The following is a 13,769-nucleotide window of genomic DNA, read 5'->3' as shown; positions in this document are numbered from 1 at the left end:
CCGAAGTCAACGGGCGGTCGCCGGGACGCCGCCGGGCGGGCCGGTTCACCTCCCCTTATGCCGGTCGGGTGGATTCGGTGCCTGAAACGCTTTCATCGAGCGGACGGCGCGGCTGGAGGTTTCCCGTCCTCACCTGCGGGTATGCGCGCGGATCTGCTCATCGTCGCTCGTAAAGGAACGCGCCGAATGGATGCCAGCAAGCCCGCCAAGGTCGTCAAGGACGTCGTGGAGAACGCCGCAGAGAAGGTGGCCGAGATCCTGACGCCGGACGTTCCCGGGTCGCCGGGCAGCGCCCCCGCGACCCTGGAGGAGCCGACGACGCCGCACGACCCGCTGCCGCCCAAGAAGGAGCAGGGCGCTCCCGCGACCGTCACGCCGACCGGGGCGGAGACCGGGGCGCCCGCCGCCGCGAAGGCCCAGCAGGGCGCCTACCTCACCACCGCGCAGGGAGCGCGGCTGCGCGACACCGACCACTCGCTGAAGGCGGGGGAGCGCGGCCCGACCCTGCTGCAGGACCACCACCTGCGCGAGAAGATCACCCACTTCGACCACGAACGCATCCCGGAGCGCGTCGTCCACGCCCGGGGCGCCGGAGCCCACGGAGTGTTCGAGGCGTACGGCACCGCCGAAACGGTGACAAAGGCCGGTTTCCTCAAGAAGGGCAGGAAGACCGACGTCTTCGTGCGGTTCTCCACCGTCCTCGGCTCCCGCGGGTCGGCCGACACGGTTCGCGACACCCGGGGGTTCGCGACGAAGTTCTACACCGACGAGGGCACCTTCGACCTCGTCGGCAACAACATCCCGGTGTTCTTCATCCAGGACGGGATCAAGTTCCCCGACGTCATCCACGCGGGCAAGCCGCACCCGGACCGGGAGATCCCGCAGGCGCAGAGCGCGCACGACACGTTCTGGGACTTCGTCTCCCTGCACACCGAGGCGCAGCACCACACGATGTGGAACATGTCCGACCGCGCGATCCCGCGCTCCTTCCGGACGATGGAGGGGTTCGGCGTCCACACCTTCCGCCTGGTCAACGAGGCGGGGGAGACGGCGCTGGCCAAGTTCCACTGGAAGCCGAAGCTCGGCGTGCACTCCCTGACCTGGGAGGAGGCGCAGATGCTCGGCGGGATGGACCCCGACTTCCACCGCCGCGACCTCTACGACGCGATCGAGGCCGGCGCCTTCCCGGAGTGGGAGCTCGGCATCCAGGTCTTCCCGGACACGCCGGACGAGACCTTCGAGGGCATCGACCTGCTCGACCCGACCAAGATCGTGCCCGAGGAGCTCGCGCCGGTGCAGGCGATCGGGAGGATGACGCTCACCCGGACGCCTGCGAACTTCTTCGCCGAGGTCGAGCAGGTGGCCTTCCACCCCGGCCACCTGCCGCCGGGCATCGACGTGACGAACGACCCGCTGCTGCAGGCGCGGCTGTTCTCCTACCTCGACACCCAGATCACCCGGCTCGGCGGGCCGAACTTCGCGCAGATCCCGGTCAACCGCCCGCGCTGCCCGGTCAACGACATGCTCCGGGACGGCTTCCACCAGCACGCCGTCCACGCCGGGGTCGCGCCGTACCGGCCGAACTCCCTCGACGGCGGGAACCCGTTCGTCGCGGGCGACGCCGAGAACGCGTTCGTCGACGCGCCGGTCCAGGTCGCCCAGGCGCGGAAGGTCCGGGCCAACCCCGCGTCCTTCGGCGACCACTACAGCCAGGTGCGCCTGTTCTGGCTGAGCATGTCGCCGGTGGAGAAGGAGCACATCGTCCGCGCCTACACCTTCGAGCTGGGCAAGTGCTACGAGCAGGCGATCAAGGAGCGCCAGCTCCAGTGCCTGGCGAACATCGACCCGGTGCTCTGCCGGGAGGTCGCCACCGGGCTGGGCCTGCCCGTGCCGGAGCCCACGCTGCCGCTCGCCGACCCGGCGCCCAGCGCCGCTCTGTCGCAGGTGGGCGGGGAGTGGCCGGCCGACGGCCGCGTGGTCGGCATCGTCGCCGACGACGGCGCCGACCTGGGCGACGTACGCGAACTCCGTACGGCCGTGTTCGCGGCGGGCATGGTGCCGCTGGTGATCGCCCCGCACGGCGGCATGCTGGACGACGTCCCCGTGCAGCGGACCTTCGCCACCGCCCGGTCGATCGAGTTCGACGCGCTGCTGCTCGCGACGGCTCCCGCGCCGGCGCCCGACGCCCTGCCCGCACGCGACGCCAAGGCGGACGCGGGCGACTCCGCCGCGGTGGACCCGCGGGTGACGCTCCTGGTCGACGAGTGCTGGCGGCACGCCAAGGCGATCGGTGCCTGGGGCGCGGGCACGACCGTGCTCGCGCGGGCCGGGATCACCGGCGCGCCGGGAGTGGTGAACGGCGACTCCGCCACGGAGGTCCTCTCCGGCGTGCGGCGGCTGATGGCCTCCCACCGGGTCTGGGAACGGTTCCCCGCCTCGGTCGCCTGACGCCGCGCGCCTGATCGCAGACACACCCGGGACGACGAGGCATGTCCCGTCGTCCCGGGGGCAATCAGCGTTCATGAACGTCGCAGCAGACCCCGTCCTGCAGGCCCTGGTGTTCGCCGTCGACACGACCAGGGGACAGATGAGCGTCACCCTCTCCGTGAACGGCGCGGTCATCACCGGCGTCCTCGTCTCCGCCGAGGAGTACGCCGCCGCGGTCGTCGCGCAGATCCGCCGGTCGAGGGCCGGGAACGGCGAGGGGGAGGGACTTGAGGACTTCTTCACGCCCGTCGCCGAGCAGGCGAGGGAGCGCCGTGAGCGCCACACCGCCGCCTCGCTCGCCGGCGGGAGCGCTCCTGAGCCGGAGCTCCCCGCCTACCTGCACCTCATCGACGCCTTCACGGTGACCGGAGACCATCTGCCGCAGGGTCCGGGAGCGACCTGGCGCATCCGGGCCGACGACGTCAGCGGATGGAGCGTCAACCCGATCAGCGCCCCCGGCCGGCGCGACTCCTGAACCTCCCCGATCTACCGCCTCCTGATCTCCCTTCCACCGGCGCCGGGCCACGCGTACGCGCGTGGCCCGGCGCCGGTCGGCTGTCCGGCCCTCCTGCCGAAGCGTGACGACACTTCCCAAAACCGAGTAAACAGACTAATTTAGTAGGGAATGCAACGCTGCTCCGCCCACGCGACGGGGGGTTCCGGACAGCGGTGAACACGCACGGAGGTCCCATGACGGAGACTCTGCCCAGCCCCGCTCTGAACGCCGACGGCTTCAGGCGCGCGCTCGCGGTGCACGCCGCGGGCGTCGTAGTGATCACAGCGCAGAGCGGGGGAGTTCCGGTGGGCCTGACCGCCACCTCGTTCTCCTCGGTGAGCCTGGACCCGCCACTCGTCTCCTTTTACGTCGACCAGGCGTCCACCACCTGGCCCTCGCTGCGCGAGGCGGACCACTTCGCGGTGAACGTGCTCACCAGCGACCAGGCCGATCTCGCCGCCCGGTTCGCCCGGAAGGGCGCCGACCGTTTCGCCACGCCGACCCGGTGGCGTCCCGGGCCGCTCGGGGCGCCGCTGCTGGAGGACGTGTCCGCGCACCTGATCTGCCTGCCGTACGAGCGGGTCGGGATGGGCGACCACATCCTCGTCGTCGGTCTGGTCACCCAGGCCGACCTGCACGGGCCGCGGCGTCCGCTCCTCTACCACCAGGGCCGCTTCGGCCGGTTCGTCGAGCACTCGTGATCGCCCGGGGACTTCCGGCCCCCTTCTTCTCTGGAGGATCATCCATGATCTACGGCAACTCCCGTCCGGACGCCCGCGGGGTGGCGTCATGAGCTCTCTCGTGGCACTGGTCGGCAATCCACGCGGTGGTTCCCGTACGCGTCTCGCGGCGGTGGCGGCGGCCGAGGCGCTGGGATCGCGGATCGGGCACGGCGCGCCGCCCGAGGTCGTGGACCTGTCCGCGCTCGGCCCGCACCTGTTCACCCCCGGCCCCTCGCCGAGTGTGGAGGTGGCGCTGGAACTGGTCACGGGATCGAGCGTGCTCGTGGTCGCGAGCCCCACCTACAAGGCCACCTACACCGGGCTGCTCAAGGCGTTCCTCGACCGTCTCCCGGGTGGCGCGCTGACCGGGACGGTGGCTCTGCCGCTGCTGGTCATGGGCGACGCCCGCCACGCGCTGGCGGTCGAGCTGCACCTGCGCCCCGTGCTGGTCGAGCTGGGCGCGCTGGTGCCCACCCCCGGCCTGGCGCTGCGGGAGTCCGAGATCCCCGACCTCGACCGGGTCCTCGGCGCCTGGGCCGACCGGGTCACCCCGCAGGTGATCGCGCAGGTGGCAGCCCAGGTGACCTCGCAGGTCCCGGCGGCGCAGGGCAAGGTCACGGCGTGAGGGGCCGGGCCGGTGTCGCGGGGGATGCTGTGGGAGACGGGGTCGGCGATGGAGCGGGCGACGGACCGGGGGGCGCCGCCGGGGCGGGTCCCGAGATCCAGGGCGATGCGCCGTCCGGCCGCTATCCCGGCGACACGCACTGGTACGACCTGCCCGACGACGACGCCGCGCCCGAGGAGGGCGAGCACGCGGCCGGAGCCCGGTGGCTCCGGTGGCGCTCCGGTTCGCGGCGCTGACCCGGGTATCCCGGGGCCGGCCACCGCCACGCGGATATCGGATCGCACGGTGCGGGGAAAGTGGCTGTCCGTGATGGAAAAGTTGGTATTACCTACTGGGTTTGTGGGATAGTAAACCCCATGGGCAGGGACCCGATCCGCTCCCGGGGTGAGCGGGCAGAGACTCCGCTGACGGCGGCCATCATGGCGGGACGGTGGATCCGCGCGGCCGCCGTGGACGACGAGCGCGGAAGGCGGTGGCGGGCCAACCCCGACCCGTACGGCAGGCCGGCGACGGCGGGCGGGCCCGTGTCCCTGCACTCCGGGGCGGCCGGGATCGTGCTGTTCTTCCTGGAGCTCGCCGCCGGAACCGGGCACGAGGCCTACCTGGAGGACGCCCGCGCCGGGGCCCGCTACCTCGCCGCGACGTGTTCCGAGCAGGGGGACGTCTCGCTCCACCACGGCCTGGCGGGCGCCGTGCTCGCGCTGACCGAGGCCGGCTGGGCGCTCGGCGAGGAGCGGTTCGAGGCCACGGCGGTCGCGGTCGCCGACCGGATCGTGCGGAGCGCCCGCGCGTTCGACGGCGGCGGGATCGGCTGGTCGGGCGACCCCACCCTGCGGGGCGACGGCGGCGTCGTCCTCGGGCTGCTGCGCGCCGCCACCGCGCTCGGCGTGCCCGCCTACGAGGAGATGGCGGTCGAGGCGGGCCGGCGGATCGCGCGGCTGGCCGGCCCCCGCGAGGAGACCGCGACCTGCCCCGTCCTTCCCGGCGAGGCGGCGGCGCCCGGCTTCCTGACCGGCGCGGCCGGCACGGCCTTCCTGCTCGCCCGCCTGTACGCGGCGACGGGCGACCGGTCGTTCCTCGACGCGGCGCACCGCGGCGCGGGCGTCGTCAGGGCCGCGAGCGTGGCGACGGGGCACGGCGCGGTGATCGGCGACTACCTGGGCTACTGCTCGGGGTCCGCCGGAGTCGCGCGCATGTTCTACGAGCTCTACCGCGTGACCGGCGACAGCGGAGAGCTCGACTGGGTGAGGCGGCTCGCCGCGGGGGTCAGGGAGTCGGGCGCGCCCTTCCGCCAGACGGCGGGCCTGTGGAACGTCGCCTGCCAGTGCTGCGGCACCGCCGGGCTGATCGAGCTGTACGTGGGCCTGTGGGCGGCGACGGGGGAGCAGGAGCACCTGGAGTTCGCCCGCAGGCTCGCCGACCATCTGATCGGCAGGGCTACGGGCTACGACGACCGGGGATACCGCTGGTACCAGGCGTACCGGCGGCAGCGTCCCGGCGAGGTGTCGGCCGACACGGGCTATCTGACCGGGGCGGCGGGGATCGGGGCGGCGCTGCTGCACCTCGACGCGGCGGGGCAGGCGGACCGGCCGCGCCGGGTCATCCTGCTGCCCGACAACCCGTTCCCGCCCATCCCCCTGCCGGCCGTCGCGCTGCGGAGGCCGGCGAGCTAGTGGAGTGTCCGAGGCACCGACAGCGCGGAGGTGGCGTGTGGATCCACGCTTCACGACCACGACCACGACCACGACCACGACGGACGACCCTGAGTCGCCGCCCGGCATCCGCAAGCCGCTGCCGGCCCGCCTGTTCGCCGTGCACGGCACCAACGCCGAGACACGGTGGGAGGCGCTGCGGGGCGAGGGCGACCTGACGCCCGCCCGCCTGTTCTTCGTCCGCAACCACACGTCGACGCCCCTGATCGACGCGGCCACGTGGCGGCTCACCCTCTGGGGGAGCGGGCTGCGCGGCGGCCCGGTCTCGTTCACCTACCGCGACCTGCTCGCCATCCCGGCCGAGGAGGTGACGGCGTTCGTCGAGTGCGCGGGCAACGGCCGGAGCCTGTACCGGGAGCAGCAGGGCGAGGAGGTGTCCGGCACCCCCTGGCGGCTGGGAGCGGTGGGGGTGGCGCGCTGGCGGGGCGTGCCGCTCGCGGCGCTGCTCGGCAGGGCGGGGATGACCGCCCGTGCGGTGGCGCTGATGCCGCGCGGGCTCGACCCCGACTACGTCGAGGGCGGCGAGAACCTCGGCCGGGTGCGCCGCCCCCTCCCCGTTGCCAAGGCGCTGGACGACGTCCTGGTGGCGTACGAGATGAACGGGCGGCCGCTGCCGCCCGACCACGGGTTCCCGGCGCGGCTGGTCGTGCCGGGCTGGGCCGGGATCGCCTGGATCAAGTGGCTGGGAGACGTCGAGGTGTCCGCCGAGCCGCTGGAGTCGCCGTGGAGCAGCCGCCTCTACCGCATGCACGGCCCCGGCCACCCGCCCGGGGGAGGCCCTCCGCTGACGAGAACGGGAGTGAAGAGCGCCTTCGAGCTTCCCTGGCCGGCCCGCCTCCGGGCGGGACACGGCCACCTGCTGCACGGCCGGTCGTGGTCCGGCAACGGCCGCGTGGTCCGGGTGGACGTCAGCGACGACGAGGGCGTGTCGTGGCGGCCCGCGCACCTGCACGGCGACAGGAGCCCGCGCGGGTGGGTCAGGTGGACCTTCCGCTGGACGCCGCTCGGCGCGGGCGAGGCGGCGCTGCTGGCCCGGGCCGTGGACGAGACGGGCGCCGTGCAGCCGGAGCGGGCCACGTGCAACCGGCTCGGATACGCGTTCGACGCGGTGGTGCGCCATCCGGTCGTCGTGACCTGATCGGCGACGCGGGAGGCCGGCGGCGGCGACGGCGGGCACGCGGTCCGCGCGAAGATCTACATACGAGGGGCATGAGCGTCCGTATAAACGGGCAAAAGTGCGCATATGTGGCGAATGCTGGAGGAGATTCGCACGTCACATGGCGCGGTGCTGGTCGACCTGTTGCTCGCCGCCGCCGTCATCGCGTTCACGATCCCGACGACGGTGATAGGTCACTCCTTCTCGCTGTGGGACGGCACGTCGCAACCGGTGGAGCTGGCCGTGGGATCGCTCACCGCCGCGACCATGTTGGTGCGCCGTTACACACCCTGGCCGGCGATCGTCGCCGGTGTGGTCTGCGCCTGCCTCGTGGGCCAGACGGTGCCGATGGTCCTCGCCGTCTTCTCGATGACGGCGGAGCACCGCACGCGCTCGTGGACGTACGTGGCGCTGGGGCTCATGGCGGTGTATCTCGTGGTCGACTACGAGAACCCCTACACAGACCGGATCTTCTACCTGAGCGTGGTGCGCGCGCTGACGCTCGTCTACCTGCCCGCGCTGGTCGGCACCTGGGTGTACGACCACCGGCGGCGGTTCAATGAGCTGAGAGCCGGGGCGCGCGAGCGCGAGGAGTCGGCCGTCCTGGAGGAGCGGCGCAGGATCGCCCGGGAGCTGCACGACACGGTGACGCACGCGGTCACCGGCATGGTTCTCAACGCCGGCCTCATCCGTGATCCGGTGGACCCCGCCGACATCCCCGAGCTCGCCGAGGGGATCGAGGACAAGGGCGTCGAGGCGCTCGGCGAGCTGCGCCAGCTGCTCACCATGCTCCGCCGGGAGGACGTGCCGGTGGTGGAGGCGGCCGAGGCGGTCGACCGCCTGGCCGAGGAGGCGAGGGCCGCCGGGCTGCGGGTCGACGTCCGGCTCGACGTCCCCCCGGGGGCGTTGCCGCCGGAGGTGACCCACGTGTGCTACCGGCTCGTCCAGGAAGGGCTGAACAACGTGCGCAGGCACGCCCCCGACTCCGACGTCCGGATCACCGGCGCGATCGAGCGCGACCACGTGGACATCGCCGTCGTCAACACCCCGAGCCGCACAGCGGGCGGTGCGGCGGGTGGTGCGGTGCCCGGCGGGCAGAAGGCGGCCAGGACCCCGCCCCTGCGTGGCGCGGGCTACGGGCTCGCCGGCATCAGGGAACGCGTCGCCCTGCTGGGCGGCAGCCTCACCGCGGGACGGGCCCCCACCGGCGTACCATCTCCCGGGCCCGCTCCACCCGCTCCCGGCGGCGGCGCAGCAGGCGCGTGTCCAGGAGTCCGGAGCCGACGCGCCGGCCGATGGCGTACCCCACGCTGTCGCCCGCGACGGCGGCCAGCACCGCCACGAGCGCGAGCCAGTAGACCGAGAGCCTGTCCTGGCCGGCCAGCACGCCGCCCAGCACGACGGCCGTCTCACCCGGGATCACGAACCCCACGAACAGCGCGTCCTCGGCGAAGACCAGAGCGGCCACGACCACGTAGACCACGATGCCCGACAGGCCCGAAAGCCAGTTGACGATCGCATCCACGTGTCCTCCAGGTGGTCCCTCCGGACATCGTCACACGGCCGCGCACCCGGACCGGTGTCCGCCCGTGCCCCGGCGAGGCGCCCGGCGTGCGGTTCTCAGGCGACCGGTACGTCGGCGGGGACGCGGACGGCGGTGAAGGTCGTCCGGCGGCGAAGGCGGAAGCCGAGCGTCTCGTACAGGCGGATGGCGTCGACGTTGCTCTCGGCGGCGTGCAGGAACGGGATCTCGCCGCGGGCGCGGACGCCTGCGGCGACGGCCAGCACCAGCCGGGCCGCCAGGCCCTGCCGCCGGAAGGCCGGGTCGGTGCAGACCGCGCTGATCTCCGTCCAGCCGGGCGGGTGCAGCCGTTCCCCGGCCATCGCGACCAGTGCGCCGCGTCGGCGGATGCCCAGGTAGACGCCGAGTTCGATGGTGTGCGGCCGGAACGGGCCGGGCTGGGTGCGCTCCACGAGGTCCAGCACGTCCGGGACGTCGGCGGCCCCCAGGCGGACGGCTTCGTCGTCCCAGGCGGGGACCACGTCGTCGCCGACCAGTTGCACGCCCGCGCCGTGCGCCACCACCTCCCACCCGTCGGGAGGGGTGACACCGGTGACCGGGATCGTCGCGCCGGGCCCGGCGAGCACGGCGAGGTCGTGCCAGTCGCCGGGGCCGGGATCGTCGGGCAGGGTGTGGAAGGGGGAGACGTCGACGGGGTAGCGCAAGGCGTTGCCGTGCCGTTCGGCGAGGTGGGCGTGGGGGCCGGTCAGCGACGCCCAGACGGGGTTGTCGAGGGGATGCCCGGCGCTCACCGCGCCTCACTCCGCGTCACGCCGCCTGCCGAACCGTGCTGATGGGGGGACAGGTATGCCTTCACCATCGGACCTCCCGTCGTCCGTACGTCTGAGGGTGTGCAATAAAACCTACTAAACATGTAGGTCTTAACGGTATAGCACGTCCGGCGCCGCGGACTCGCGCGGCGGTGCGGCGGGCGAGGGGTGTATCGCGGGCGTATCGGGAAGCGCATACGCCGCCGCAACGGCCCGGCCTCTTCAGTGGGACACGATCCGCGGCGCTCGCTGTGAGCGCCGGTTCCCGACCGGAGAAGGACGTGTGCATGGACTCGGATTCGGTACGTGATGTCGGCCGGCGGCAGCTGGTCAAGTGGAGCGGGCTGGCGGCCGCCGGAGTGGTGGCGGCCGGAGTGCCGAGCCCGGCCACACCGCCCCGGCCCCGGCCGGATCGTCCAGGGAGCGACCGGAGCGACCCGGGCGACCGCGGCGACCGGATCCCGCCGGACACGCTGCCCGGCGGGGCCTACGACCGGTACATGGCGCGGCTCGCCGCCGAGGGCAGGTTCTCCGGCGTGGTGCTGCTGTCGCACCGGGGCCGGACGGTGCTGTCCCGCGCCTACGGCATGGCCGACGAGAAGAGGAGGATCCGCAACCGCGAGGACACGGCGTTCGCCCTCAGCTCGGCGGGCAAGCCGTTCCACGCGGTGGCCATCCTGCAGCTGGCCCAGCAGGGCAGGCTGAAGCTGACGGACACGGTGGGCGCCCACCTGACGGGCTTCGCCGAGGACATCGCCGCTCAGGTGACCATCCATCACCTGCTGTCCGGCACCTCCGGGCTGGACATGCCGGAAGAGGACGTGCAACGCGTGTTCCAGAGCCGGAGCGAGGTGCACGAGTATCACGAGCGGCGGGTCCGGCAGGCGAGGCTCACAGGGGTTCCCGGCCTTCCCAGCACCGGCCATCAGGAGGCGGAGGCCACCATTCCCGCGCTGATCGTGGAGGCCGTGTCCGGCACGACGTACTGGGACTACGTCCAGGAGAACATCTTCCGGCGCTGCGGCATGACCGGCTCGGCGTTCCACACCAGGCCGCAGTGGATCACCGGCGGGAACATCGCGCACCCGTACATGGAGGTGGCCGGCGGCGGTGTCGTGGACGCCCTCAGCAATCTGGACAAGGGCAGCCCGTACCCGTACATACTCGGCAAGAACCCGGGCCGCGCCTTCATCGACGCCCCCGGGGACGGCGGCTTCGCCACCGCGCCGGATCTGGTCCGGTTCGCGCGGGCGCTGGGCGACGGCACGGTGCTGGACCGGCCCTGGGCCGACGTGCTCACCGCGGCCAAGGCCCCCCACGGGCAGGCGTCGTTCGCCGCGTACGGGATCGCGACCGACATCGTCGAAGGCCAGTGGGCCTACCAGCGCTCCGGCGGCAACCCCGGTGTCGGTGCCAACTGGAGCATCTACCCCGACACCGGCTGGGTCGGCGTCATCCTCGCCAACCACGACAGCGCGCCGCTGGTGGACATCATCGGGCAGGAGCTGCAAGCCGTCACCGGGGCCTCGCCCGGCGGCGGCACGGGCGGCTGAGGCGCCGGAGGCGCCGGCGTTCCGTGTATCGCCGGTGTATGCGGAATCGCATACGCCACCGCAACGGCCCTCTGGCTCTAATAGGGGCATGGATCACCGCGCATCCCCGTCAGCACCACCCCGCCGCACGCGCCCGATCATGCTCGTCAGCCTGGCGATCCTCGGTCTGGCGGGCGCCGCGTTCGCCGTGCGGGGGCCGCTCTTGATGGCGGCTCCGGCATGCCTGGCCGGGCGGTGGCACGGTTGCCTCGACACGGAGAACGGCGTGCTGCTGATGATGCCGGCCGGGCTGCCGGCGGCCGCCCTGGTGGCGTGGGGTCTGACACTCCTCCGGCGGGCCGCCGGCGTCGCCTCGGCGTGGCGGAGGTCGCTGGCCGAGGTGGGGATGGTCTACGGGACGGTGCCGTTCGTCTGGATCACTCTGATGCCGGGCCCGGGGGCCGGCATCGTCCCTGGCCGGGTGAACCTGGTCCCGCTGCGGGACCTGGTCACGATGGGGCCGCTCGGGATCGGCGGCAACCTGCTGATCTTCGCGGCGCTGGGGTTCTTCGCGCCGCTGCGTTTCGCGGCGCTGGCGTCCCTGCCGCGGATCCTGGCGCTCGGGGCGGCCTGCTCGGCCGTGGTCGAGACCCTGCAGTACGTCCTGCGGCTCGACCGGGTGTCGTCCGTGGACGACGTGCTGGTCAACGCCGCCGGGGCCGCGCTCTTCGGGCTGGCGTCACGCCGCTGGTGGCGCGCCGCGGCGGAGGCGCCGCCGGCCCGGCCCGGCCCCGCGCCGGTGCCGGTGCCGGCACGGGTGCGAGCACGGGCAGACTGAGCGGCATGCGCGTGCTGATCGTGGAGGACGAGCCCTACCTGGCCGAAGCCGTCCGGGACGGTCTGCGGCTGGAGGCGATCGCCGCAGACATCGCGGGCGACGGCGACTCCGCCCTGGAACTGCTCAGCGTCAACTCCTACGACATCGCGGTCCTCGACCGCGACATTCCCGGCCCCTCCGGCGACGAGGTCGCCCGGCGGATCGTCGCCTCCGGCAGCGGCATCCCGATCCTCATGCTCACCGCCGCCGACCGGATCGACGACAAGGCCTCCGGGTTCGGGCTCGGCGCCGACGACTACCTCACCAAACCGTTCGAGCTCCGGGAGCTCGTCCTGCGGCTGAGGGCGCTCGACCGCAGACGGGCGTACGCCCGGCCCCCGGTTCGCGAGATCGCGGGCCTGCGGCTCGACCCCTTCCGCCGGGAGGTCTTCCGCGGCGAACGCTACGTCGCGCTCACCCGCAAGCAGTTCGCCGTGCTGGAGGTCCTCGTCGCCGCCGAGGGCGGGATCGTCAGCGCCGAGGAGCTGCTGGAACGGGCCTGGGACGAGAACGCCAACCCCCTCACCAACGCCGTGCGCATCACCGTGTCCGCGCTGCGCAAACGGCTCGGCGAACCATGGGTCATCGCCACGGTGCCCGGTGTCGGCTACCGGATCGACACCGGCACCGGCACCGGCATCGCCAGGGAGACGGGGCCCGGCAGCACGCATGGATAGGCGCCGAGGGCTCAGCACCCGGCTGAAACTCACCCTCAGCTACGCCGGGTTCCTCATGCTCGCCGGCGCTCTCCTGCTGGCCGTGGTGTGGGTGTTCCTGCTGCGTTACGTGCCCGACGGCGCGCTCGGCACCGGGCCGGGGGCCGGCCCGCCCGGGGCGGCCCCCCTGCGGTTCATCCCCAACCGCACCGACCTGCAGCGCGCCTTCGTCCCCCGCGCGGCCCAGGCACTGGCCTTTCTGCTGGCGTTCGGCCTGCTGGGCGGATGGATCCTGGCCGGCCGGATGCTCGCACCACTCACCCGGATCACGGACGCGGCCCGGACGACCGCGAACGGGTCGCTGACCCACCGGATCCGCATGAAGGGCCGCCGGGACGAGTTCCGGGAGCTCTCCGACGCGTTCGACTCGATGCTCGACCGGCTCGAGTCCCACGTCGCCGAGCAGCGGAGGTTCGCCGCGAACGCCTCCCACGAACTGCGCACACCGCTGGCGATCTCGCGGACGCTCCTCGACGTCGCCCGCCGGGACCCCACGCGGGACCGGGACGAACTCCTCGACCGCCTGCACGCCGTCAACCAGCGGGCGATCGACCTCACCGCGGCCCTCCTGCTGCTGAGCCGCGGCGACCGCGGCGACTTCACCCGCGAGAGCGTCGACCTCTCTCTCGCCGCCGAAGAAGCCGCCGAGACGCTGCTTCCCCTCGCCGAACAACGCCGGATCACGCTGAACGTCACCGGCGGGGCGGCCCGCACCGACGGCTCCGCCGAGCTCCTGGCGCGGATGGTGACGAACCTCGTCCAGAACGCCATCGTCCACAACCTCCCCGCCGGCGGCACCGTGACGGTCCACACCGAGGCGTACGGCGGCACCAGCCTGCTGCGGGTCGAGAACACGGGCCGCCCGCTCCCACCGGAGCTGATACCGACCCTCACCGAGCCCTTCCAGCGCGGAACCGAACGCGTCCGCACCGACGAGCACGCCGGCGCCGGCCTCGGCCTGGCCATCGTGCACAGCGTCGTCCGCGCCCACAACGGGACGCTCGATCTCGCCCCCGGCCCGGACGGCGGTCTCCTCGTCACCGTACGGCTTCCCGGCACGCCGTAGGAGCGTTTCCGGCCTCGGACGTTGACAGCTTATCCGAGTTTTCCTACTT

The 13,769-nt window shown here is 73.0% G+C and carries 13 protein-coding genes; 12 read left to right on the top strand and 1 reads right to left on the bottom strand.

Going from position 1 to position 13,769, the window contains the following annotated elements:
• The first annotated feature begins 186 nt into the window (after positions 1-186).
• The 8 genes from Mam01_RS33980 (at position 187) to Mam01_RS33945 (ending at position 8,710) form a co-directional block, all read left to right on the top strand.
• Complete coding sequence (locus Mam01_RS33980; protein WP_204289272.1) at positions 187-2,448, top strand: catalase; 2,262 nt, start codon at positions 187-189, stop codon at positions 2,446-2,448.
• Between the two features lie 73 nt (positions 2,449-2,521).
• Positions 2,522-2,962 carry a GvpU-like protein gene (locus Mam01_RS33975; RefSeq protein WP_204289271.1) on the top strand — a complete coding sequence of 147 codons (441 nt, stop codon included), beginning with the start codon at positions 2,522-2,524 and terminating at the stop codon, positions 2,960-2,962.
• 215 nt (positions 2,963-3,177) lie between these two features.
• Positions 3,178-3,684, top strand: a complete 507-nt coding sequence (locus tag Mam01_RS33970) for a flavin reductase family protein (protein ID WP_204289270.1) — start codon at positions 3,178-3,180, stop codon at positions 3,682-3,684.
• A gap of 88 nt (positions 3,685-3,772) precedes the next feature.
• Positions 3,773-4,330, top strand: a complete 558-nt coding sequence (locus Mam01_RS33965) for an NADPH-dependent FMN reductase (RefSeq protein ID WP_204289269.1) — start codon at positions 3,773-3,775, stop codon at positions 4,328-4,330.
• Positions 4,327-4,566 (top strand): hypothetical protein, encoded by a 240-nt coding sequence (locus tag Mam01_RS33960; RefSeq protein ID WP_204289268.1) that lies wholly within the window; start codon positions 4,327-4,329, stop codon positions 4,564-4,566. The genes Mam01_RS33965 and Mam01_RS33960 overlap by 4 nt, the downstream gene beginning before the upstream one ends.
• A gap of 120 nt (positions 4,567-4,686) precedes the next feature.
• Entirely contained in the window at positions 4,687-6,003 is a 1,317-nt protein-coding gene (locus Mam01_RS33955) for a lanthionine synthetase LanC family protein (protein ID WP_204289267.1), read from the top strand.
• 37 nt (positions 6,004-6,040) lie between these two features.
• Positions 6,041-7,180, top strand: coding sequence for a sulfite oxidase (locus Mam01_RS33950; RefSeq protein WP_239101825.1), 1,140 nt, complete (start codon positions 6,041-6,043; stop codon positions 7,178-7,180).
• A gap of 114 nt (positions 7,181-7,294) precedes the next feature.
• Positions 7,295-8,710, top strand: a complete 1,416-nt coding sequence (locus Mam01_RS33945; RefSeq protein ID WP_204289265.1) for a sensor histidine kinase — start codon at positions 7,295-7,297, stop codon at positions 8,708-8,710.
• 108 nt (positions 8,711-8,818) lie between these two features.
• On the opposite strand, the gene Mam01_RS33940 is transcribed toward Mam01_RS33945, so the two are convergent.
• Complete coding sequence (locus Mam01_RS33940) at positions 8,819-9,511, bottom strand: GNAT family N-acetyltransferase (protein ID WP_204289264.1); 693 nt, start codon at positions 9,509-9,511, stop codon at positions 8,819-8,821.
• A gap of 305 nt (positions 9,512-9,816) precedes the next feature.
• On the opposite strand from Mam01_RS33940, the gene Mam01_RS33935 reads away from it, so the two are divergent.
• The 4 genes from Mam01_RS33935 (at position 9,817) to Mam01_RS33920 (ending at position 13,720) form a co-directional block, all read left to right on the top strand.
• Positions 9,817-11,082, top strand: coding sequence for a serine hydrolase domain-containing protein (locus tag Mam01_RS33935; RefSeq protein ID WP_204289263.1), 1,266 nt, complete (start codon positions 9,817-9,819; stop codon positions 11,080-11,082).
• Positions 11,083-11,221: 139 nt separating this feature from the next.
• Complete coding sequence (locus Mam01_RS33930; RefSeq protein WP_204289262.1) at positions 11,222-11,899, top strand: VanZ family protein; 678 nt, start codon at positions 11,222-11,224, stop codon at positions 11,897-11,899.
• A gap of 5 nt (positions 11,900-11,904) precedes the next feature.
• Entirely contained in the window at positions 11,905-12,615 is a 711-nt protein-coding gene (locus Mam01_RS33925; RefSeq protein WP_204289261.1) for a response regulator transcription factor, read from the top strand.
• On the top strand, positions 12,608-13,720 hold the full coding sequence (locus Mam01_RS33920) for a sensor histidine kinase (RefSeq protein WP_204289260.1): 1,113 nt from the start codon (positions 12,608-12,610) through the stop codon (positions 13,718-13,720). Before Mam01_RS33925 ends, Mam01_RS33920 begins: the two co-directional genes overlap by 8 nt.
• The last annotated feature ends 49 nt before the right edge of the window (positions 13,721-13,769 follow it).

This window comes from Microbispora amethystogenes (genome assembly GCF_016863015.1).
Lineage (GTDB): Bacteria > Actinomycetota > Actinomycetes > Streptosporangiales > Streptosporangiaceae > Microbispora > Microbispora amethystogenes.
This window is presented reverse-complemented; position numbering and strand designations above follow the sequence as displayed.

Bases quoted from the DNA above. Each gene is read 5' to 3' on its own strand.
- Mam01_RS33955 (WP_204289267.1), top strand. From the start codon at position 4,687: ATGGGCAGGGACCCGATCCGCTCCCGGGGTGAGCGGGCAGAGACTCCG.
- Mam01_RS33975 (WP_204289271.1), top strand. From the start codon at position 2,522: ATGAACGTCGCAGCAGACCCCGTCCTGCAGGCCCTGGTGTTCGCCGTC.
- Mam01_RS33965 (WP_204289269.1), top strand. From the start codon at position 3,773: ATGAGCTCTCTCGTGGCACTGGTCGGCAATCCACGCGGTGGTTCCCGT.
- Mam01_RS33970 (WP_204289270.1), top strand. From the start codon at position 3,178: ATGACGGAGACTCTGCCCAGCCCCGCTCTGAACGCCGACGGCTTCAGG.
- Mam01_RS33945 (WP_204289265.1), top strand. From the start codon at position 7,295: ATGCTGGAGGAGATTCGCACGTCACATGGCGCGGTGCTGGTCGACCTG.
- Mam01_RS33935 (WP_204289263.1), top strand. From the start codon at position 9,817: ATGGACTCGGATTCGGTACGTGATGTCGGCCGGCGGCAGCTGGTCAAG.
- Mam01_RS33920 (WP_204289260.1), top strand. From the start codon at position 12,608: ATGGATAGGCGCCGAGGGCTCAGCACCCGGCTGAAACTCACCCTCAGC.
- Mam01_RS33980 (WP_204289272.1), top strand. From the start codon at position 187: ATGGATGCCAGCAAGCCCGCCAAGGTCGTCAAGGACGTCGTGGAGAAC.
- Mam01_RS33925 (WP_204289261.1), top strand. From the start codon at position 11,905: ATGCGCGTGCTGATCGTGGAGGACGAGCCCTACCTGGCCGAAGCCGTC.
- Mam01_RS33930 (WP_204289262.1), top strand. From the start codon at position 11,222: ATGCTCGTCAGCCTGGCGATCCTCGGTCTGGCGGGCGCCGCGTTCGCC.